Raw genomic sequence first — 22,536 nt, 5'->3', positions numbered from 1 at the left:
ACAAATCCTGTATGCTAACAGAGTAAAATTTTCGTTGTCTGAAATATCTGATATGTTGACAATGGTTGGAAAACCACCTGATGATGAGAAAAAGCTTAAGAAATTAATTGCAGGAATTCATAAAAAACGAACTGATTTAAAGCAGATGCAGCATGATGTTGATGATCTTCTACAGGATTTAGAACGAATTGAAGAGAGTTTTTTTGAGAGCTTAGCGGAGTTGGGGGGTAGTCATTGATTATAAATTTATTTTGTCTTCTTTTAGACTAATTTCTTTCTCTTAAAAGAGATAGATTATACCGTCTCTAAGGGGAATATTTACCACTGCGTGAAATGTGTAAGTCATTTAAAGAAATAGAGTGTTTGAAAAAGCTGCAAAGGTATTTTCGCAGTATATTATTCTTGATAAGAAAAAACTATTTTTCATAAAGAAAGTAAAAACAATGACAGTTTCTCCTATGAGTGTTTTTCAATCTATATTGTCACGAAAGTCAATTCGCGCTTTTACTGATCAGCCAGTTAGTTTGGAAACAATCAAAGAAATCTTAAAACTTGCAGCACGTGCACCATCTGGAACAAATATTCAGCCATGGCAAGTAATTGTGCTTACAGGAAGTGTATTACAGAAAGTAGGGCAAGAGCTTTCACAACTTGTGCTTTCAGGTGTAAAAGGAGAGCGTGAATATAGTTATTATCCACGTCAGTGGCGTGAGCCCTATATTTCAAGGCGTCGAAAAGTTGGTTTGGATCTTTATCAGAGTCTTGGAATTCAAAAAGGTGATGAAGAAAAAATACTTCATCAAAAGGCGCGAAATTTTTTATTTTTTGATGCACCTGTAGGACTCTTATTTACAATGGATCACGACATGGAAATGGGGAGTTGGCTTGATTTGGGTATGTTTATGCAGACCATTATGTTAGCTGCACGTGGATTTGGATTAGATACCTGTCCTCAAGCTGCTTTTGCTGATTATCATAAACAGATTCGTACGCTTTTATCTATTCCTTCTGATCGCCATATTATCTGTGGTATGGCACTTGGTTATCGCGATATGAGTGCTCCAGAAAACAATTTTGAGACAGAACGAGAATCGTTAGAAAAATTTGTACGTTTCATTGAAACATACCCATAAAATATTTTATACAATTAAGCATATGTTTTGAAGAACTTAGTGCATTATGAAAAATATTTCCGATAAGATTTCTCATCCTTATTGAATTTTAATATTGCATATTAACACTTATTTTACTACGTTTGGAGCATTGGGAGTGGTGACTCTAGGGGCATTGTTCGTTTTAAAGGTTGGCTAATGGAAAACACTATAGAAAGAAAGTGTTGGGTGGTAGCAAGACGAGCGACATTCGTGTTTATTGTTGTCATTTTTTTAGTTTATCTCGCAATTTGATTTTAAATGGAAGAAACGTTATGAAAAAGCATATATGCTCAAGCTGTACTATAGTTTAAGGTGATACGTGTTTCTATCTGTTTTTGAACTTTTTAAAATTGGGATTGGTCCTTCTAGCTCACATACGATGGGACCAATGACTGCTGCTAATATGTTTTTGCAAAAGATAGGGGATTTTTCTCAGTCGTCTGATGTTCAAGTTTCTCGTATACGTGTTTATCTTTATGGTTCTTTAGCTTTCACGGGTATTGGTCATGCAACAGATAGAGCTATCATATTAGGACTTTTAGGAGAAAAAGCTTCTACTGTTGATCCTGATAGCATGGGGTTTTTGTTAGAAAAAGTTATACGTGAAAAAAAAGTGCAACCAGAAGGTCATCCCGCTTATCAGTTTGATGTGCAACGTGATCTTATTTTTGAACGAAAGCAAATCCTCCCTGGACATACAAATGGACTATCCTTTGAAGGACTTGATACTGATGGGAATGTTCTGTTGCGGCAGATTTATTATTCTATCGGTGGTGGCTTTGTTGTGACTGAGGATGAATTAAGCCATATGAATGATAATATACAACCAGAAGCATTTGAGGTACCATATCCATTCGATTCTGCTTGTACAATGTTATCAATGGCAGAAAAATCAGGACTTTCAATTGCTGAAATGAAGCGCTTAAATGAAGAAACAAAGATAGAGCGTTCTTCTCTTGATGTAGGGCTTGATGAAATTTTTTCAGCGATGACAAATTGCATTGATAGAGGTCTTTCACAAGAAGGTGAGTTGCCTAGTGGATTGCGTGTTCTAAGGCGCGCTAAAAAGCTGCATGAAACGCTTTTGGAAAAACAAAAGAAAAATTACAATTATCCACTTTGGGCAAATGATTGGCTTTCGGTGTATGCTATAGCAGTCAATGAGGAAAATGCAGCAGGTGGTCGTGTTGTTACAGCACCAACAAATGGAGCAGCCGGTGTCGTCCCAGCCGTTTTGCGTTATTATCTTCAGTTTAATGATGATTCAGATCGAGAGGGAATACATAATTTTCTATTAACGGCAGCAGCTATAGGCGGTGTTATCAAACATAATGCCTCTATTTCTGGTGCAGAAGTTGGGTGTCAAGGTGAAGTTGGAACGGCATCTTCAATGGCCGCAGCAGGGTTGACCGCAGCGTTAGGTGGAACACCAGCTCAAATTGAAAATGCGGCAGAAATTGCGCTTGAACATCACTTGGGAATGACATGTGATCCTGTTGCAGGTCTTGTACAAGTGCCTTGTATTGAGCGTAATGCAATGGGAGCTGTTAAGGCGGTAACGGCTTCTTCTCTTGCATTATATGGTAATGGAGATCATTTTGTTTCTCTTGATGCTTGTATAGAAACAATGCGCCAGACTGGTCATGATATGAGTGAACGCTATAAAGAGACAAGTAAAGGTGGTCTTGCAGTCAATGCGATATCTTGTTAAGAGCTGGAACATTTTTCAATCCATAACTGGACTTTTTGGAGAGAGATCGTATTTCCTAATAAAGCTTATGTTTTTTGTTCCTTATAAATCAAAATTCCACTTTAATGCAGCAGTAGTTTGAAATAAATCTGAGATGATTCAGTGTTTTCTTAACGAATAATAGGTGTTGCATGCAAGCTTGGAGGGGAGAGTGTTGTACATCTGTTTGATTTGTCTCTAAAGTGGGGAAAAAGTGTAATTTGGAAAAAATAAGAAAGCGTAAAGTAAAATTAGTGATCAATCTGCCATTATTTTTAGCTGGGTTTTATGGCTTTAAAAAGTTTCCATAGCCATATATCTTTTAAGTAATGGAAGATTATGCCTGAGTATCCAAGAAAAATTTGTTTTAAGTCTGAATAATTATGATGAAGAAAGTAGAATTTTAAAGGTTTTAATTTTTTAAAAGTGAAGTTTTTTTCTACCTAGTATGGTAAAAAATGCCTTAAAAAAACACTAATTTACAATAATTAAGAGATATATTGGAAATATCTTTTTTATTTATAAATTTTGTACCGACAAAAAAATTAAAATAAATAATAACGTATACATTAAGAAATATTTATAAAAATTCTCATGAGAATAGAATGCAAACGATAGAACATTGTCGTGTTACGCGTTCGTGAGTTCGTTTTAAAAAAATATCTCTCAGGCCTCCCCCCAAGCTCATTTCGCGATGGCACCTGTGAATGATATAACGGTAAATCCATTGAGCTGTCTCTATCTTTATGCTTAATAAAAAGAAGTACGCTGGCATGGTTACACACTTTACCAGAGCCCCCCTCTGTACAGGGGGACTAAAGCACTTGGCATTTGAAACGGTTCATTATAGGCATTTTTAGTCTTTTTGGGACAGTTTCACGCTACACACTAATCTCGCTCATAACATGCAAGAGACGGGTTTGATTGATTCAACATAAACAGATTTTAAATGAGAGAATCTTACGATATTCGAGATTCTCATCTAACAAACAAAATAATTAATTATCTTTATAAATCAGTATCTTGCATATGAATAATATAATGTAAGTTTTCCATGAATGGTATAAAATCTATAGAGTATTAGCATCTTTATTTATAAAGGGAGAAAACCAGCACTATCATCCTTTTTTCAACTTTCAATATTACAAAAGATCCTAGTACTTGAAATGATTCATAAGGGATACTTTGATTCCTTTTGTAAATGCTTTATATGTCAATTTTGCTCGTGATGAGCAAGCGAGCGATTTTGACTGATTCAATATAAGAAGTAAAATAAGAGTATTTTACGAAAATCTCTTGTTCAATATGCAAAAAATAAATTATAATTATAAATTAAAATCTTATGGGAATCGTTATCATAATATTTAATCTGATAATTTATTTACGTTTTTTCATCGATAGTATTTGTATTTTCCAATTTTCTGTGCCTGTTGACATAAATACAAGTAAGAGAAGTGAGATTGTTTTTTTTACAGCGTTTATGTTGTATAGGGAGCGTTATTAAGAGGGATTTTCTTTATTGAACTTTTACAATAATCCCACCAAATGATAAGCTTTCATCTAATGAAGCTATTCATTTTTTCCAGAAAGATATCAAGGATAATTTTTTATATTAAATCCAAAAGTGGAAAAATATTGGGTATTTTTATGTCCTTAACAATGTTTTATTGAAAGCTTGGAGATATTGGATAGTTGGAAAAGCTGTCAGAAAATTCAACAATTTAAGAAAAAAGTATGTTTATCAAAAGGTTTTCTAAGGCTGTAGATAATGGTTAATAATAAAATAATTTTTTAGAGAGGGTCTGTAGAATTAAATATTTGTTGCTCCTAAACGGATTTTAATAGGCACATTACCAGTTTGGCTCGCAACGCGTAAATGAATGCGTACAGGAGGCATTATGAGACGACGGTTGCGCATTGTTTGGCAAATGAGAAGGTTAACAAGAGACTGTGTATCTAATGCAGTAGAATTATATTTTAAACCAGTAAGTTTTGCGGCAGCATCGTGAAGAGAACGCAATGAAAGGAGGGATGATTGCTTCAATAAAACTTCTTTTTTATGGAATGAAGCAAAAGCATTATCTGTCATAATACTATCCTTAACGCAGAATTCAAAAATTTTTAGTAGGCTACAGTATAGCAGTTAAAATTTGCTTTCTTTAATGTAGAGCAAGCGTCAAATGCAGCTTTTTTTGATTGAAACCCTGTAAAGCGCGCTCGGTAATAACGCTGCCCATTTTTTTCAAACAGTTGCATATGTGAAGATGCGTTCTTTAAAGTGGAAAAAGCTGTATTTTTTGCTTTTAAAAGTAGAGTTTTTGCTTGTTCTTCACTAGGAAGAGAACCAATTTGGATAGCCCATCCGGCATTTTCGGACAAAGAGACTGTTACAATTTTATGAGTCTCAGCCGGTATAGTTTTTTGAGGATTCGGTATTGGTATAATTACCTTATTGACAGCCGTTATTGCGATATTGGAGTTTTTAGGTTGTTCTGCAAATGCTGTCAACATAGTCGAAATTTCATCGTCAAAATTACTTGAATCAGCTTTAATGGTCGGTATAGGAGTATTGGCCCCAGTGGGTAAGTGATAGCGTACAGAAGCTATTAAACGTTCACCACTTTTCATTTGGCTTGCTTTGGGCAAATATTGATTCAATAAGCTAGCCATATGCTCGTCACGTGCAGTAGATGATTTACCTCCCATAACAACAGCGACAATAGAGCGCCCCTCAAGACGCATCGAAGTTGCTAAATTAGAACCTGACATTTGTGTGTAGCCTGTTTTAATTCCATCGACACCTTTCATTATTTTAACAAGTTTATTATGGCTGTTAATTTTATGTCCACGGAAATTAAAACTTTTTGTTTTGAACAATTTATATTGTTTGGGAAAATGTTTACGTAAAGCTAATGATAAAGTCGCTATATCTCGTGCTGTAGAATAATTGCGCACATCCGGAAGTCCTGAAGCATTTGCAAAATGTGTATGTTTCATGCCAAGTTTACGGGCTTTTACTGTCATCATTTGAGCGAATTTTTTTTCACTACCTCCAAGATATTCTGCAATGGCAGCAGCAACATCATTTGCGGATCTTGTAATGAGTGCTTTAGCTGCTGATTCTGCAGAAATTGTTTGGCCTGCTTTAAATCCAATTTTTGTCGGTGGACGCATTGCTGCATAATGTGAAACAGGAATTGGTGTATTTGGTGTCACACGACGCATCTGCATAGCTTCAAAGAGTAAGTACAATGTCATCATTTTTGTTAAAGAAGCAGGATAACGTTTCAGTGTTGCATTGGCTTGAAATAAAGTTTTTCCCGTAGTAGCATCTATAACAATAGCCGCATACTTATCAGGATAGGCCCCTTGAGGTGTGGCGGATGCCCAACAGTAAGAAAAAGCTAACATAACAAAAGAAATTGCTATTGTTTTACAGTAGCGCATAATTTTTTGATAATTAATATACACTTGCAGTATCCTATTTCTCCATTTATCCTAAAAAACTTCTATAAAGCTTCCTTTTCTGTAATTTATTGATGCAGTTTAGACGAATGGTATTACTAATTTGTTTACAGAAGTTATTTTATGAGTGAGTGATTGAAGTCTAACCATAGAGGAAAATTTTTTTTCTAATACAAACAGGTATTGCAATAGTTATGAAAGAATTTAAAATTAATAAAAATGTGCTGCATGGAAAACGATAATGGGACAGATGCTCATAATAAACTCTATAGCTCATATTATGCATAATGAAAAGGGCAAGAATTGGGATGAAGGTAGGCATGGTGCGGTTATAATGCCTAAGGCTAGAGAAAAACTCGAAAAACCTAAATTATGTCGAGTTTTTTTGCTTAATGATGATTACACACCTATGGATTTTGTTGTTTTCGTTTTGAAGAACTTTTTTAAAAAAAGTTTCGAAGAGGCAACGCGGATAATGTTAAATGTTCATCACAATGGGATAGGAGAATGTGGGACTTACACTTATGAAGTCGCTGAAATGAAAATATTACAAGTGAGGGAATGTGCGCGTCAAAATGAACATCCGTTACAATGTGTAATGGAATGGAAGTGAGGAGCTATGCCATCTTTTACACCTAGTCTTGAAGAGGTTTTGCATCGTGCATTAACAATTGCTACTCAAGCACGGCATGAATATGCAACACTAGAGCATCTTCTACTTGCGCTGTTAGATGATGCCGATGCAAATTCCGTTATTCAGGCTTGCCAAGTAGATGTGGAGGAATTGCGAGAGCGCTTAACCAATTATCTTCGCTCAGAGTTAGATGAACAGATTAGAGCTGATGAGGATACAAAGCCTACAGCTTTTTTCCAGCGTGTTATCCAACGTGCGGTGATTCATGCACAATCAGCTGGAAAAGATGAAGTATCGGGGGCAAATGTTCTTGTTGCAATTTTTTCTGAACGTGAAAGCCATGCAGCATATTTTCTTCAAGAGATGGGAATGACACGCTACGATGCTGTACGTTTTATTTCACAGGGTGTCACGCGTGATGATGGGTTATCCATGTTACTTGAAGGACTTGAAGAGCAATTAGATCAGCAGATTTCGGATAATGGTGAAAGAGGAACAAGTGCTTTAACGAATTATTGTGTTGATCTCAATTGTAAAGCACGTAATGGAAAAATTGATTTATTAATTGGCCGTGAAATAGAAATTTCACGCATGATACAGATTTTATGTCGAAGGTCAAAAAACAATCCGCTTTTGGTTGGTGATCCTGGAGTAGGGAAAACAGCTATAATTGAGGGGTTGGCAAAGCGTATTGTTGATGGGCAAGTGCCTGAAGTTTTATCAAATGCAACAATATTTTCTCTTGATATGGGGGGACTTGTTGCAGGTACACGTTATCGCGGTGATTTTGAAGAACGCTTAAAGCAAGTTATTAAAGAGTTTGAGCTGTATCCAGATGCTATTTTATTTATTGATGAAATTCATACCTTAATTGGAGCAGGAGCGACATTAGGGGGAAATATGGATGCAGCAAATCTTTTGAAACCTGTGTTATCTTCTGGAACTATGCGATGTATTGGTTCGACGACTTACAGAGAATATCGCAAATTCTTTGAACAAGATCGTGCTTTAGAGCGTCGTTTTCAGAAGATTGATATTAATGAACCTTCTGTTACAGATGCGATTAAGATTTTGCAGGGGATGAAGCCTTACTTTGAAGATTTTCATCAGATTAAATATACAGATCAGGCGATGAAGGCATCTGTAGAATTATCTTCACGTTATATAATTGACCGTAGGTTACCTGACAAAGCAATTGATATTATTGATGAAAGTGGCGCAGCGCAAAAGCTTTTGCCACAAAAACAACGCAAGAAGAGTATAGGTGTTAAAGAAATTGAAGCGACTGTTGCTACAATTGCAAGAATTCCATCAAAAACAGTTTCCCGGAATGATCAGAAGATACTGAGTAAGCTTGAAAGAGAACTCAAACATGTTGTTTATGGTCAAGATCAGGCAATTTCCGTCTTAGTTTCATCCATAAAATTGGCGCGAGCAGGTTTACGCGAACCGGATAAACCAATAGGAAGTTATTTATTTTCAGGACCAACAGGTGTAGGAAAAACTGAAGTTGCAAAACAGCTTGCATCATCTTTAGGCATTGAATTATTGCGTTTTGATATGTCAGAATATATGGAACGGCATACGGTAGCACGTTTAATCGGAGCACCTCCAGGTTATATAGGGTTTGATCAAGGAGGTCTCCTTACAGATGCCGTTGATCAGAAACCTCACGCAGTTCTATTGCTAGATGAGATTGAGAAAGCGCATCCAGAGTTATTTAATATTTTATTGCAGGTAATGGATTATGGTAGATTAACAGACCATAATGGTAAGAAAATTGATTTCCGCAATGTTATTTTGATTATGACAACCAATGCTGGTGCTTCAGATATGGCAAAATCAGCTATTGGATTTGGGAAAGTACATCGTGATGGTGAGGATATAGAAGCAATCAATCGGTTATTTACACCAGAATTTCGTAATCGGTTAGATGCAATTATTCCGTTTGCACCGTTATCTCATTTAATCATCAATCAGATAGTGCAAAAATTTATTTTTCAGCTTGAAGCACAATTAGCTGATCGGGGAATTTGTTTTGAATTAAGCCCTTCTGCAACTTTATGGCTTTCTAATAAAGGATATGATTCTCAGATGGGAGCACGCCCATTAGGGCGTGTTATACAAGAATATATTAAAAAGCCATTAGCTGATGAAATTTTATTTGGAAAGTTACGCAATGGTGGTACCGTTCGCGTATTGACACAAAAATCAAATGGTAAAAAAGAAAGCTTACAGTTAGAAATTTCATCTTCCGATATATCTGTAAGTTCAAAGAAAAGTAAAATGGAAAACTTTACAAAAAAACGTGTAGGAAAAAAAAGCACAACAACTTAAGAGTGTGTTATAAAGCTGCACGAATTTTTTTTGCATTCTCTTCAAGTATTTCTGGAGGCGTTACCATATCATTATGAGGGGTAAGCTCTATTCCCTCCATACGTGGTATAATATGAAAATGAAGGTGATAGACGGTTTGTTGACTAGCTGCTTCATTAAATTGCATGACAGTTATGCCATCTGCTTGAAAGGCTTTTTTGACAGCATTTGCAATTTTTTGAACAGCTTTAATAACAGGAAATAATGTTTCAGGATCTGCATCAAGTAAGTTTCTAGAGCCTTTTTTAGGAATGACCAGCGTATGACCTGGTGCCTGTGGCATGATATCCATAAATCCAATAACATCATCATCTTCGTAGACACGAACAGAAGGGATTTCATTGCGAATCAATTTAGCAAAAATATTGTTATTGTCATAAGCTTGTTTCATACAAATATTTCCTTTTATCGTAAGTTTAAGATTCTAATTTAAAAACGAAAAAATGCAAGGTTTATCAGAGTGTAAGACAAAGAAGTATTTTGACTTCAGTTATATTTAGGATAATGCACTGTCTTAATGAAGGTTTAGATTTCTATGATGGCTTCAACTTCTACAGGAACATCCATAGGAAGAGAGGCAACACCAATAGCAGAACGGGCGTGTTTTCCAATTTCACCAAGGATATTGACGAATAAATTAGAAGCTCCATTGGCAACAAAAGGAATATCGGTAAAATGAGAATCTACAGCCACAAAAACAGTAATTTTGACCACACGTTTTATTTTATTTAAGTCACCCAGAGTTGCCTTGAGTTGCGCGAGAATATTGAGAGCGCAAGCTTCAGATGCTTTTTGGGCTTGTTCGGTATTCACAGTTGCACCAACTTTACCGATGGCTATTGGTTTTCCATTAATAAGAGGGAGTTGTCCAGAAATAAAGAGTTGATTGCCACTTTGTGAAGTGGTGATGTAATTGGCAAGGGGGGAGATTACTTCAGGAAGAGTGATTCCAAATTTTTCTAAGTTTTTTTCAATCATATTGGTCATAATTTTAACTCCATAGCTGCTCTATAATATATTCATTGCATAATCTATTTTTTGATTTAAGAAAATGTGTGGTTAATTGAGAAATTAACCTTTTTTGCCTTATTGTATGATGTTATGCAACGGGGATAAAGTTCGGAAGTTGGGAATGATTAGATCATTATTTATAATAATTTTATATATTGTTTTTTTATGTACTGCGAGAGCTGAAGAGCGCATTTTTATTGTGCCTCATCGAGCAATTTATGATTTTCATCTCGATAGTGTTTCTCATGAAATGACAATTTCTGCGATGTCAGGACGAATGGTTTACGAGCTTACTGGTTCGGCATGCCAAGGCTATAGCACACGTTTTCGTTTCATTAGCCGTGTTCACATTGAAGATATGCCAGTACGTTTGACGGATCAACAGACGACGAGTTATGAAACAGGAGACAGCCGTACATTTCGTTTTAATATTACAGATCAAGAGGGAGAAGAGGTTGTGCATCGTGCCGAGGGGGTTGCAGAGCGTACGCAAGATGGTATCACAGTTACCTTAAAAAAGCCAAAGGAAAAAGAGTATAAGCTTGCAATGGCTGAATTTCCAATGATGCAACTAAAAAATATTATCCGCCATGCAAAAGCAGGAGATCATTTTTACAATGTTACTGTATTTGATGGGACAAATAAAGCAGATAAAGTTATAAAAGAAAGTATCGTCATAGGGGAAAAGAAGACACTTTTATCTGATAACGAAACGGAAAAAGTAAGAAAATTGGATGAAGAAGAATATTGGCCTGTTACAATTTCTTATTTTGATGATGGAGAAAATAAAGATGGTTTGCCGGTTTATCGTAGCAGTTTTCTCTTACATGAGAATGGTGTCATGCGTGATCTTCATATAGATTATGGAACTTTTTCAGTGCGTGCAAAATTGAACAGTCTCGAATTCTTGGAACTTGGAAAAGATCTTAATCAATGTGAAAATGCAAATATTAAATGATTAAAGAAAATAACTTGAAAAAGAATCAAATATTAGTATGTTTGCGCTATTCCACACGCGGAGTCTGGGTGTTTGCAAATGATCTGTGAGAAACTTCTAGCAAGCATCCGCCGGTAGCAGGTCTTCCTGCTTTTTCCGCGGAGGTTGAACCGGAAAGGATAAGATTTATGGCACTACCCGATTTTACTATGCACCAGCTTTTAGAAGCCGGTGTGCATTTTGGTCACCAGACTCATCGCTGGAATCCCAAAATGACTCCCTATATTTATGGTCAGCGTAATAATATTCATATTATTGACCTTGCTCAGACCGTTCCACTTTTACACCAAGCACTTAAACTTGTTTCAGATACTGTAGCGCGTGGTGGTCGTATTCTCTTTGTTGGTACGAAACGACAAGCATCTGACATTATCGCAGATGCGGCGAATCGTTCTGCCCAGTATTACGTTAATGCACGTTGGCTTGGCGGCATGCTCACAAACTGGAAAACGATTTCCAATTCGATCCATCGTTTGCGGAAGCTTGACAAAATTCTTGCTGCTGAAGCGCAAGGCTTTACTAAAAAGGAACGTTTAAATCTTGAACGTGATCGTGAAAAGCTTAATCGTGCGCTTGGTGGTATTAAAGATATGGGTTCTGTTCCAGATCTTATCTTTGTTATCGATACGAATAAAGAAAATATTGCACTCCAAGAAGCAAAACGTTTAGGTATTCCAGTGATTGCTATTATTGATACCAATTGTGATCCCGATGACGTAACACATCCAATACCAGGTAATGACGATGCTTCACGTGCAATTTCTCTTTATTGCGATCTTTTTGCCCGTGCTGCTCTTGATGGTATTGCACGCCAGCAAGGAGCAATGGGTATCGATTTAGGAGCTCAAGTTGATGCACCTGTGGAGCCTATTTTGGAAGAAAATGCAGTTTCAGAAGTTTCTGAATAATATAAAATGCCTAATTAAGGTACTTTTATTGTCTAAAGAAGAAGTTATAGGCGTGCAGAGGGATTTTGCACGCTTTCACTGTTATAAAATAAAGAGGCAAATATGAGCATTACTGCTGCACAAGTAAAAGAACTTCGAGAACTATCTGGCGCTGGTATGATGGACTGTAAAGCCGCCCTAGCAGAGACCAATGGTGATATGGAAGCTGCTGTTGATTGGCTTCGTAAAAAAGGAATAGCTAAAGCAGATAAAAAGGCTGGTCGTACAGCAGCTGAGGGATTAATCGGAGTCGTATCAAAAGATTCACATGCAGTTTTGGTTGAGATTAATTCTGAAACAGATTTTGTTGCGCGCAATGATGGATTCCAAGACATCGTGCGTAAAGTAGCAACTGCTGCCTTAGATACGCCAGGGGATGTTGAATCTGTTTCTGTTTCTCTTTATCCAGGTTCTGAGAAGACTGTAGAGCTTACGATTAAAGATGCAATTGGTACAATTGGCGAAAATATGACATTTCGTCGTTCCGCTAAATTGTCTGTTGAGAATGGTGTTGTTGCGACTTATATACACAATAGTGTGGCTGATGGGCTTGGAAAACTTGGTGTTTTGGTTGCGATTGAAACAACAGGAAATAAGGAAGCTGCTCTTGCTTTTGGTCGGCAGGTCGCGATGCATATTGCGGCAACCAATCCATTAGCACTTACAGCACAAGATGTTGATGCTGCTGCTGTTGAGCGAGAAAAAGCAATTTTTTCAGATCAAGCGCGTCAGTCTGGAAAACCTGAAAATATCATTGAAAAAATGGTAGAAGGACGTATGCGTAAGTTTTTTGAAGAGGTTGTTTTGCTTTCTCAAGCTTTTGTTATGAATCCTGATATAACTGTTGAGGCCGCTCTAAAGGATGCTGAGAAATCAATTGGTGCTCCAGCAAAAATTACAGGCTTTATTCGTTTTGCATTAGGTGAAGGTGTGGAAAAAGAGGAGTCTGATTTTGCTGCAGAGGTTGCTGCTGCTGTAAAAGGCTAGTTATTGCAAACTCTTGATCAGAGATTTAAAGTCATATCATTGGTTGTAGAATCTCTGAGGGGAACAATGTAATTGTTGAGAGGGCGTCACGTGAAAAAAGTGGTGCCCTTCGTGATGTCAAAAGCAAAAAGTAAATGGGCTTTTGGGGAGATTATTAATGGCATTAGCACTTCCGTATAAACGTATTCTTTTAAAGGCTTCTGGTGAAGCTCTTATGGGAGGGCAGAATTTTGGCATTGATGTTTCTGTTGTAGACCGTATTGCCGCTGATATTGCAGAAGTGCGCACAATGGGGATAGAAGTTGCGGTTGTTATCGGTGGGGGAAATATTTTTCGTGGCGTTGCTGTTGCTTCGCATGGTGGGGACCGAGTGACAGGTGATCATATGGGAATGCTTGCAACTGCTATTAACTCTTTAGCATTGCGAACATCTTTGACAAAATTAGGGGTTGAAACTGTTGTACTCTCTGCGATTGCTATGCCACAAATTTGTGAAAGTTTCTCGCAACGTAAAGCAATAGCTTATATGAATCAGGGAAAAGTTGTTATTTTTGCAGGTGGTACAGGAAATCCATTTTTTACCACTGATTCTGCTGCTACTTTACGTGCAGCAGAAATTGGTGCGGATGTCCTTCTTAAAGGAACACAAGTTGATGGTATTTATTCAGCAGATCCCAAAATAGACCCTACGGCTAAGCGTTTTGACCAATTAACACATGTTGAAGTTTTGCAATGGGGATTATCTGTTATGGATTCAACGGCGGTCACTTTAGCACGTGAGAACAATGTACCGATTATTGTGTACTCCATTCATGAAAAAGGCGGTTTGGCTAAGGTCTTGAATGGAACAGGACGCTTTACAATAGTATCGGAATAAGGGTAAGCTTCAAAGGACAATTGAAGGAGACAGAAATATGAATGTTACATCAATTATGGATGATCTGAAACGTCGCATGGATGGTGCCATTACGGCTTTTAAACATGAATTAGGTGGTTTGCGGACTGGACGTGCATCGGCCAGTTTATTAGAACCGTTGACCGTTGAATCTTATGGTTCTGTTGTGCATATAAATCAGGTTGCTAATATTTCTGTTCCCGAACCTCGGATGCTTTCTGTTTCTGTATGGGATAAAACGATGGTCGGAGCTGTAGAGCGCGCTATTCGCGATTCTGGTCTTGGTTTAAATCCCATAACTGATGGTACGAATCTACGTATTCCTTTGCCTGAGTTGAATGAAGAGCGCCGTAAAGAACTTGTAAAAATTGCGCATCACTATGCAGAGCAAGCGCGTGTTGCTACACGTCATGTTCGTCGGGATGGTCTGGACAATTTGAAAAAGTTAGAAAAAGATGGTGAAATTGGACAAGATGAAGCCCATAGTTTGTCTGAAAAAGTTCAAAAACTCACGGATGAAACTATTGCTGATATTGATAAAATTTTAGCCGTAAAAGAATCTGAAATTATTCACGTTTAAGACGATTTTGTCACTAGAAAAAGGATATTTACTCCCAGCCTGTAAATTGTTTCTAGGGATAATTGTAGGGAGTGGTGTGCTCTGTGGTAGCAAGGTGTGATGCAGGAAGGTGTTCTATCATTTTGATATGGGAGAGACTGATTTGATATGGGAGAGACTGATTTGAAAGGGCAGATGTTTTTATTTTTTAGTCTGCGTGATAAATCATGCCCTTTGCTGGGAGACACTATTTAACAGCATGGTGCGGGTTTTTAGTTGAGCACGTCTTTGTTAAAATGCATAATGAAAGCATTATTAGAAATTATTCAAATATTCTAAGATGAAGGTTGAGGAAAGAATATAATGCAAAAAAACAAGTCTAACCTTTCTCTTATTTCTCATTATAAAACATGTGAGTATAATTGATCAAGCAGATGTTATGTGGCGTAATTCATTTTTTAATGACGAATAGTTGATAGAAAAGTGTTTTTATACGAAACCTATATTAGTTAATTTGTATGGGGCAGAGGTAACTGCTTTTTCATTTTATATTTGAGAAAATATTAAAAAAATATTTTATAATTTTGACGGAGATTTTTGAAGCTGTTTTCATTGATTATTAGTTTCATAAGCGCTATCTTAGTAGACTGAATTATTTATGATAAATTATAAGAGAAATTATACAGGTATGAGATAAAAATACTGCGTAGGGGAGTTTTTCTTGCGTTAATTTTAGAGCTTGTATTTTCTATTTTTATTGTTTGGATGTTGTTTTGTCTAATTTGGTTTATCGTATTCTGACAGCTTTTGTTTTTGGCATTATTGCGTTGTATCTAACATGGTTGGGAGGAAACTTCTTTTTTTTATTTGTATGGTGTATTGGCGGTTTTGTTCTTTATGAGTGGATGAGTATTACTAAAGAGAAATGGTGTATTTTACAAAAAATATTAGCAAGTATCTTTTATTTAATCTTTGGCTTTTTTTTAGTATTGAGTGTATCTGCTTCATTGATTTTTTGTGTTTTAATCGTTTTAGCTACAGTGTTAGCTATTATATCTATAAAAAAGAGTGGTTGGGTTTTTTGTGGTTTTTTATATGCATCTTTTCCTGTTGTTGCTTTATGCTTTCTACGGGATCATGAAATGTTGGGGTTCCAAGTTGTTATTTTCTTATTTACGATAGTGTGGGGAACAGATATTGGTGGTTATTTTATCGGACGTGCATTAGGGGGCCCTAAATTAGCACCACAATTTTCTCCTAATAAAACATGGTCAGGAGCACTTGGTGGTACATTTGTCGGAGTTTTCGGTGGTATATGGGTTGCTTTTGGATTTTTTGATATAAATTTAGCCAGTTTTTTTGTGCCACTCCTTACACTTGTTTTGTCAATTGTTTCACAATTGAGTGATTTAGGGCAATCATGGCTCAAAAGACGGTTTTCTGTTAAAGATTCTAGTTCTTTATTGCCTGGACATGGTGGTTTTATGGATCGTATAGATGGATTGGTAGGGGCAGCTTTTCTTCTTTATTTAATTGGTTCATTTATGTCTGATATGGATGCGCCTTTTAATCTTTTTAGTATGATCTAATTGGGAGAAGATAGTTTGGAACTTTTAAATCATATCGTCACTATGGGTGATTTTCTTTTAAGAAGTTTGAGTATTCTTTTCATCATTATGATTATCATTTTTGTGCACGAATTTGGGCACTATCTCATTGGTCGGTGGTGTGGTATTAAGGCGTTAATTTTTTCGCTTGGATTTGGACCAGAAATAGCGAGTTATACAGATAAGCATGGCACGAAGTGGCGTTTAGCACTTATCCCCTTAGGAGGTTATGTAAAATTTGTTGGGGATGAGGAAAAAATCGATACGGAATCATCCCAATCATCTCTGATTGTTGATGGTTCATTTGCTAGTGCGCATGCTTGGAAAAAAGCAGCAACTGTTTTTGCCGGTCCTTTCTTCAATGCCCTTTTTACTGTTGTTATTCTAACATTTTTTTTCTTTATCTATGGTCGTGTAGCCATTGAGCCCGTTGTTGGTTCTTTGGTAAAAGATAGCCCTGCTCTTCAATCCGGTTTGGAATTAGGTGATCGTTTTGTTGAAATGGATGGACGACGGGTTGAAAGCTTTGAAGATTTGATGAATTATGTAGCTTTTCACGGAAGAGAACCCATAGAGTTTAAAATAGAACGCATGGGGCGAGTCTTTACAACGATGATTACCCCGAAAGTCGTTGAGCGAGATGATGGATTTGGTAATCGAACACGAAGTGCTATGATAGGTGTAGGTGTTCCTGTTGATTTAAATAATCCTGCACGTTTAGATCCAACTTATATAAAACATATTCGCTATGGTTTTGTAACAGCTGTAAGAAAAGCGTCAGACCGTACTGTGTTTATCGCCACTCAAACCGTTCTTTTTATGAGTCGTTTAATAGGAGGCAAAGAGGATCGTTGTCGGCTAAGTGGACCTTCTAAAACCGTTAAAATTGCTTGGAAAGTGAGCGAGACAGGTTTTATCTCTTTGTTGAATTTGGCAGCTTTTCTTTCAATAAGTGTTGGGCTTATTAACCTTTTTCCGATTCTACCGCTTGACGGTGGGCATCTTTTATTGCATGTCATTGAGGTCATTACTGGGAGGAAAATATCTGCTAAAATTCAGGGAATCGTTTTTCGTTTAGGTTTTTCCATTCTTCTCCTTTTTATGATCTTTGTCTTTTTTAATGATTATTTTTGTTGGTTTAGCTAATTAAATTATGGAAAACGCTTTATAAATTAAGTAATAATAGCAAAAACAAATTGAAGGTTGTTTACCATGTCTACAAAATGTTGTGGCGTTGTACATTATAATGAGTAATTAAGGAATGAAAAGTCTCGCTGTAAAAAGGTTGTTATGGCAGTTAGCTTTTAAGGCATCATGTCCAAGGAACGAGAGTAAGGTAAAAAAGCCAATGACTACGAATTCAAAGTTTTTAAATGCAGCATCTGTATTGGTGTTAAAGATGGGGATGATTGCCCCAGCAACGGTTTTTATGTCAATTGCTGCGGTCGGAGAAATACAAGCGTCTGTAGTCCGCTCTATTGAGGTTCGTGGGAATAAGTTTGTAAGTTCTCAGGCGATTCGAGACAATATGGGGATTAAGGTTGGGCAAGGTGTTTCCAGTGGTGATGTTGATAGTGCTGTGAAGAACCTTTTCGAATTGGGTTTATTTTATGATGTTAAAATAAATCCGGTGGGTGATAAATTGGTTGTATTCGTAAAAGAATATGAGGTTGTCAATCAAATATTGTTTCAAGGAAATAAATCTTTTAAAGACCCAGATCTTAAGCGGTTTATTTCTTTAAAACCGAATGAGCCTTTTAATTCTGCTAAGCTTTCTGCTGATATAAATACAATTCGTGAGGCTTATAAAACTCTTGGTCGTAATAATATCACTGTTAACGTTCAAACGATTAACCTTGGAAAAGGGCGGGTTAATGTGGTATTTAATGTCGTTGAAGGGAAAAAAACAAAGATTGGTGATATCACTTTTAAGGGAAATAATGTCTTTGGAAGTCGCCGTTTGCGTGATGTGATTTCAACAAAAACTTCGGGAATTTTTTCGAAGTTATTGGGAGGTGATGTTTACAGTGAAGAGCGCCTCGCTGTTGATGAAGAAGCTTTACGTCGCTTTTATTATAACCGTGGTTATGCAGATTTTCGTGTAGTCTCTTCTAAAGCAACTTTTGATGCAGCAAGCAATACGTATAAAATTTCTTTCGTTCTTGATGAGGGTGCGCTCTATAAAATTAGCGATATTCAGGTTGAAAGTGATGTTGATGGAATTGACGTTCAATCTGTGAAAAGGATACTTAAAACCCAGCCAGGTAATGTTTATAGTGCAGAAGATATTGAACAGTCTGTTGCAACTATTAATAACAAAGTTGCTGATTCGGGATATGCTTTTGCTAAAGTTGAACCGCGGGGAAATCGTAATTTAGCAAATCATACAATTTCAATTTTATATAATATTGAACAGGGAACACGTGCTTATATTCAACGTATTGATATACGTGGCAATGAGAAAACGCGTGATTATGTCATTCGCCGTGAGATTGATTTAAACGAAGGAGATGCTTACAATCAAACTTTATTACAGCGGGCAAAACGTCGTCTAGAAAGTTTAGGTTTCTTCAAAGCCGTTAATATTTCAATGGTTCCTACAGATCAATCTGACCAAGTTGTTTTGGTAATAGATGTCGTTGAAGCTTCAACAGGAGATCTCTCTCTTTCTGGAGGGTATACAACAGGGGGAACAAGTCCTGGTATGTCACTTGAAGTTTCTGTTACTGAACGTAATCTTGGGGGACGTGGTCAATATGTTCGTTTAGGATTAGGTGCGGGGCAAGAAAAATCTCGTAATTATAATTTATCATTTGTTGATCCTTATTTCTTAGGGTATCGTTTATCTGCTGGTGTTGATGTTTTTCGTAGTACTTATCGTGCTGATAAAGCCTATGATGTACGGCAGACAGGTGGATCGCTGCGGTTTTCGTTACCTATTAATAATCAATTATCTGCTAATGTAGCTTATTCTTATGTGCAGGAAGAATATGATTTTGGCGGAGAGTATGATTTTGACAAAGAGAGTGACATAATAGAATTATATGGGAAATATTCTGGTGCGATTGTTCAAGCTGCAAAACACAGCCCTTGGAAACGTTCATCAATTAGTTATGGTTTCACCTATAATACGATTGATGATATGAGATCCCCCCATGATGGGTGGTACGTGCATCTGCTTCAGGAATATGCAGGGCTTGGTGGGAGTGCAAAGTTCTTGAAGACCACGGGTAAGGCGATGATGTACAAGACTCTTTCTGACCAGAAGGATATTGTTGGTTTGCTTTCCTTTGGGGGTGGTTATATCCACGGAATGGGCCGAGATGGTGTTCGTATTTTCGATATGTTTAAAGTAAATTCTGATATGATTCGAGGGTTCAAATATAATGGAATAGGTCCGCGTCAGGTTTCTAGTAAGGGTGAGGTTTATTTCTTGGGGGGAACGACATATATGAATGCGACTGCTGAAGTACAGTTCCCTATCCCTGTCGTTCCTGAAGGATTTGGGTTGCGCGGTGCTTTATTTGCAGATATTGCCACGCTTTATGGCAATAATTATAAAGCCGTTTTTAAGGGTGAACCGTCTGTTACCAATACCAAAAGTGCTTGGCGTTCATCTGCAGGTGTGAGTTTGATGTGGGATTCTCCGTTTGGTCCTTTGCGTTTTGATTATGCTTGGCCAATAACGAAGCAGGAAGGTGATCGTTTGCAACAATTGAACTTTGGTATTTCTACGAAGTTCTGATTTGAGCGATTTTAAGAAGGAAAAACTTGAAGAGAATAGCTTAAGCTGGGAGAGAAAGTGTTTTGATGGCGGATACATTTTTTTTTACGCCGTCCCGACGATTGACAGTTGCAAATGCTGCTGAGTTGACGGGTGCAAAGCTTCTTAATCCAGAGTTTTCTCATAAAGTTATCAATACTCTTTCTTCACTTGAGAGTGCTGTGGAAGGTTCGCTTGTTTTTGTAGAGCATCGGAAGTTTTCTGATGCTTTACTGGACAGTTCTGCTGTTGCTGTTTTGTGTACGAATGAGATTGTTTTTAAAGTTCCCGAAACTATGGCAATTTTGGTGACATCCACACCACAGCGTGACTTTGCTCAGATTGGTCGTATTTTGTTTCCAGATTCTGTAAAGCCAATGCCTTGGTTGGGGCAGAAGGGGATTTCATCGCATGCGCATATTCATCCAACGGCTAAGTTGGCACATGATGTGTGTATTGAAGCGGGAGCTGTTATTGGTAAAAATGTTGAGATTGGTGCAGGAACTCTTATTTCATCCACAGCTGTTATCGGTGAAAATTGCCGTATTGGATGTGACTGCTATATTGCTCCTAAGGTAACAGTTCAGTGTTCTATAATAGGTGATAAGGTTCAGCTTTACCCTGGTGTTTGCATTGGGCAAGATGGTTTTGGTTATGTTGGGGGCGTTTCTGGAATCGAAAAAATTCCACAGCTTGGTCGCGTTATTATTGAGGATGGTGTAGAAGTTGGTGCGAACACGACAATTGATCGTGGAACATTTCAAGATACTGTTATTGGTGAAGGAAGCAAGATTGATAATCTTGTACAAATTGCCCACAATGTAAAAATTGGCCGCTATTGTCTTATTGCCGCTCAATGTGGCATTGCGGGAAGTACATCTATAGGGGATATGTCTCAGCTGGGCGGAAGTGTGGGAGTAGCTGATCACATCATAATAGGTAAATCTGTTCAGATTGCTGCTCGTAGTGGTGTTATGAATGACATTCCGGATGGCGAAAAATGGGGAGGTAGTCCAGCGCGACCATTTAAACAATGGTTTCGTGAAGTAGCGGCATTGCGCAGTATGGGAAAAGTTAAAAAGGAGAAACGCTGATATGATCAGCAGTGAAAAAACTAAAAACTTAGAGGCTGTCGATATTGAAAAACTATTATCAATATTACCGCACCGTTATCCATTTTTATTAATTGATCGTATCGTTGATATTGATGGTGAACAAGAAGCGATTGGTATTAAAAATATAACGATTAACGAGCCACATTTTATGGGACATTTTCCCTCAAAGCCTGTTATGCCTGGAGTTTTGATTTTAGAAGCTATGGCACAAACGGCAGGAGCAATAGCACTTTTAAATTTAGGCAATAAGCAAACAAATTTAGTTTACCTTATGACGGTTGATAATGCGAAATTTCGTAAGCCTGTTATGCCTGGTGATCAGCTCAAGATTTATGTTCAGCTTTTGAAAAAAAGATCTGGTATGAGACGTTTTTCATGTGTTGCAAAAGTAGAAGATGTCCGCGTCGCTGAAGCAGAAATTGCTGCGATGATTGTCGAAGAAGAATAAACGATATTTGATGGGAATTTAAAAATGTCCGGTACGAAAATCCATCCAACTGCTCTTGTGGAGAAGGGAGCGCAGCTTGGTGAGAATGTACGCGTTGGACCATTTTGCCATATTAGTTCAGAGGCTGTTATTGGTGATGAATGTAGTTTGACAAGTCATGTTGTAATAATGGGAAAGACAACGTTAGGAGCCAAGAGTAAAGTATTTTCTCATGCCGTTTTGGGGGCAGATCCGCAAAATAATAAACATAAAGGAGGGGCTACAACTCTTTTTATTGGTAAGAATTGTACGATTCGTGAAGGTGTAACAATGCATAGGGGTTCCGATTCGAGTGTAGGAATGACAGTTGTTGGTGATAATTGCCAATTTTTTTGTTATGCGCATATCGCTCACGATTGTTATGTAGGCAATCATGTAACATTTGCCAATAACGCAATGATTGCTGGTCATGTTACTATTGGTGATTATGTGATTATTGGTGGTGGTGCTGCTGTTCATCAATTTGTTCGTGTTGGACATCATGCATTTATCGGCGGCGTATCTGCACTGGTTGGTGATCTGATACCTTATGGAACAGCTGTTGGTGTGCAGGCAAAACTTGCTGGACTCAATATTATTGGCATGAAGCGTGCAGGACTTGAGCGTCAAGATATTCATGCACTCCGTCATGCGGTTGCTATGCTTTTTGATCATAGCAAACCATTTAAAGAGCGTGTCAGTGATGTTGCTTCTTTCTATTCTTCTTCTCAGTCTGTTTCTGAAGTTGTTAATTTTATTAAAGAAGAAGGAAAGCGTTTTTATTGCACACCAAAATTTGAAGGTGTTAGAATAAAAGAACATAAGGATTAA

20 protein-coding genes are annotated in these 22,536 nt (G+C 37.3%); 16 read left to right on the top strand and 4 right to left on the bottom strand.

The window, feature by feature from the left end:
• Window positions 1–34 precede the first annotated feature (34 nt).
• The 3 genes from ACFINR_RS05830 (at window position 35) to ACFINR_RS05820 (ending at window position 2,865) form a co-directional block, all read left to right on the top strand.
• Complete coding sequence (locus ACFINR_RS05830; protein WP_375613464.1) at window positions 35–238, top strand: hypothetical protein; 204 nt, start codon at window positions 35–37, stop codon at window positions 236–238.
• A gap of 205 nt (window positions 239–443) precedes the next feature.
• Window positions 444–1,133 (top strand): nitroreductase, encoded by a 690-nt coding sequence (locus tag ACFINR_RS05825; RefSeq protein WP_375612167.1) that lies wholly within the window; start codon window positions 444–446, stop codon window positions 1,131–1,133.
• Window positions 1,134–1,473: 340 nt separating this feature from the next.
• A complete protein-coding gene (locus ACFINR_RS05820; RefSeq protein WP_375653121.1) occupies window positions 1,474–2,865 on the top strand; it encodes an L-serine ammonia-lyase in 1,392 nt (463 codons plus the stop codon).
• Window positions 2,866–4,693: 1,828 nt separating this feature from the next.
• Here ACFINR_RS05820 and ACFINR_RS05815 read toward each other — a convergent pair.
• Both ACFINR_RS05815 and ACFINR_RS05810 read right to left on the bottom strand, forming a co-directional pair.
• On the bottom strand, window positions 4,694–4,972 hold the full coding sequence (locus ACFINR_RS05815) for a hypothetical protein (RefSeq protein ID WP_375612117.1): 279 nt from the start codon (window positions 4,970–4,972) through the stop codon (window positions 4,694–4,696).
• A 32-nt stretch (window positions 4,973–5,004) separates the two neighbouring features.
• The gene (locus ACFINR_RS05810; RefSeq protein WP_375620781.1) at window positions 5,005–6,354 is read right to left on the bottom strand and encodes a D-alanyl-D-alanine carboxypeptidase; all 1,350 of its coding nucleotides are present in this window, start codon (window positions 6,352–6,354) and stop codon (window positions 5,005–5,007) included.
• Window positions 6,355–6,589: 235 nt separating this feature from the next.
• Here ACFINR_RS05810 and clpS point away from each other — a divergent pair, with 235 nt between their 5' ends.
• Complete coding sequence (gene clpS, locus ACFINR_RS05805; RefSeq protein WP_375612119.1) at window positions 6,590–6,961, top strand: ATP-dependent Clp protease adapter ClpS; 372 nt, start codon at window positions 6,590–6,592, stop codon at window positions 6,959–6,961.
• Between the two features lie 6 nt (window positions 6,962–6,967).
• The gene (gene clpA / locus ACFINR_RS05800) at window positions 6,968–9,319 is read left to right on the top strand and encodes an ATP-dependent Clp protease ATP-binding subunit ClpA (RefSeq protein WP_375613468.1); all 2,352 of its coding nucleotides are present in this window, start codon (window positions 6,968–6,970) and stop codon (window positions 9,317–9,319) included.
• A 7-nt stretch (window positions 9,320–9,326) separates the two neighbouring features.
• On the opposite strand, the gene ACFINR_RS05795 is transcribed toward clpA, so the two are convergent.
• Together ACFINR_RS05795 and ACFINR_RS05790 are read right to left on the bottom strand one after the other, a co-directional pair.
• A complete protein-coding gene (locus ACFINR_RS05795) occupies window positions 9,327–9,749 on the bottom strand; it encodes an HIT family protein (RefSeq protein ID WP_375607220.1) in 423 nt (140 codons plus the stop codon).
• A 134-nt stretch (window positions 9,750–9,883) separates the two neighbouring features.
• Complete coding sequence (locus tag ACFINR_RS05790) at window positions 9,884–10,345, bottom strand: RidA family protein (protein WP_375607219.1); 462 nt, start codon at window positions 10,343–10,345, stop codon at window positions 9,884–9,886.
• A 145-nt stretch (window positions 10,346–10,490) separates the two neighbouring features.
• Here ACFINR_RS05790 and ACFINR_RS05785 point away from each other — a divergent pair, with 145 nt between their 5' ends.
• From ACFINR_RS05785 to lpxA, 11 genes are all read left to right on the top strand, one after another.
• The gene (locus tag ACFINR_RS05785) at window positions 10,491–11,327 is read left to right on the top strand and encodes a cell envelope integrity EipB family protein (RefSeq protein ID WP_375653115.1); all 837 of its coding nucleotides are present in this window, start codon (window positions 10,491–10,493) and stop codon (window positions 11,325–11,327) included.
• Between the two features lie 167 nt (window positions 11,328–11,494).
• A complete protein-coding gene (gene rpsB, locus ACFINR_RS05780) occupies window positions 11,495–12,274 on the top strand; it encodes a 30S ribosomal protein S2 (protein WP_273788135.1) in 780 nt (259 codons plus the stop codon).
• Between the two features lie 102 nt (window positions 12,275–12,376).
• Window positions 12,377–13,300, top strand: coding sequence for a translation elongation factor Ts (gene tsf, locus ACFINR_RS05775; protein ID WP_375630041.1), 924 nt, complete (start codon window positions 12,377–12,379; stop codon window positions 13,298–13,300).
• Between the two features lie 157 nt (window positions 13,301–13,457).
• Window positions 13,458–14,177 (top strand): UMP kinase, encoded by a 720-nt coding sequence (gene pyrH / locus ACFINR_RS05770; protein WP_273790666.1) that lies wholly within the window; start codon window positions 13,458–13,460, stop codon window positions 14,175–14,177.
• Between the two features lie 37 nt (window positions 14,178–14,214).
• Complete coding sequence (frr, locus tag ACFINR_RS05765) at window positions 14,215–14,775, top strand: ribosome recycling factor (RefSeq protein ID WP_375653110.1); 561 nt, start codon at window positions 14,215–14,217, stop codon at window positions 14,773–14,775.
• 752 nt (window positions 14,776–15,527) lie between these two features.
• Complete coding sequence (locus tag ACFINR_RS05760) at window positions 15,528–16,343, top strand: phosphatidate cytidylyltransferase (RefSeq protein ID WP_375613469.1); 816 nt, start codon at window positions 15,528–15,530, stop codon at window positions 16,341–16,343.
• 15 nt (window positions 16,344–16,358) lie between these two features.
• Window positions 16,359–17,507 carry an RIP metalloprotease gene (locus ACFINR_RS05755; protein WP_375613470.1) on the top strand — a complete coding sequence of 383 codons (1,149 nt, stop codon included), beginning with the start codon at window positions 16,359–16,361 and terminating at the stop codon, window positions 17,505–17,507.
• Window positions 17,508–17,709: 202 nt separating this feature from the next.
• Window positions 17,710–20,106 (top strand): outer membrane protein assembly factor BamA, encoded by a 2,397-nt coding sequence (gene bamA / locus ACFINR_RS05750; protein ID WP_375653107.1) that lies wholly within the window; start codon window positions 17,710–17,712, stop codon window positions 20,104–20,106.
• 65 nt (window positions 20,107–20,171) lie between these two features.
• The gene (lpxD, locus tag ACFINR_RS05745; RefSeq protein WP_375612127.1) at window positions 20,172–21,218 is read left to right on the top strand and encodes a UDP-3-O-(3-hydroxymyristoyl)glucosamine N-acyltransferase; all 1,047 of its coding nucleotides are present in this window, start codon (window positions 20,172–20,174) and stop codon (window positions 21,216–21,218) included.
• Window position 21,219: 1 nt separating this feature from the next.
• Window positions 21,220–21,687, top strand: coding sequence for a 3-hydroxyacyl-ACP dehydratase FabZ (gene fabZ / locus ACFINR_RS05740; protein WP_375632372.1), 468 nt, complete (start codon window positions 21,220–21,222; stop codon window positions 21,685–21,687).
• A 24-nt stretch (window positions 21,688–21,711) separates the two neighbouring features.
• The gene (gene lpxA / locus ACFINR_RS05735; RefSeq protein ID WP_375609506.1) at window positions 21,712–22,536 is read left to right on the top strand and encodes an acyl-ACP--UDP-N-acetylglucosamine O-acyltransferase; all 825 of its coding nucleotides are present in this window, start codon (window positions 21,712–21,714) and stop codon (window positions 22,534–22,536) included.

Source organism: Bartonella sp. AP19HLJMH, assembly GCF_042196245.1.
Classification (GTDB): Bacteria; Pseudomonadota; Alphaproteobacteria; order Rhizobiales; family Rhizobiaceae; genus Bartonella.
Note: the sequence above shows the minus strand (reverse complement) of the source record. Positions and strands in the feature narration are given on the sequence as shown.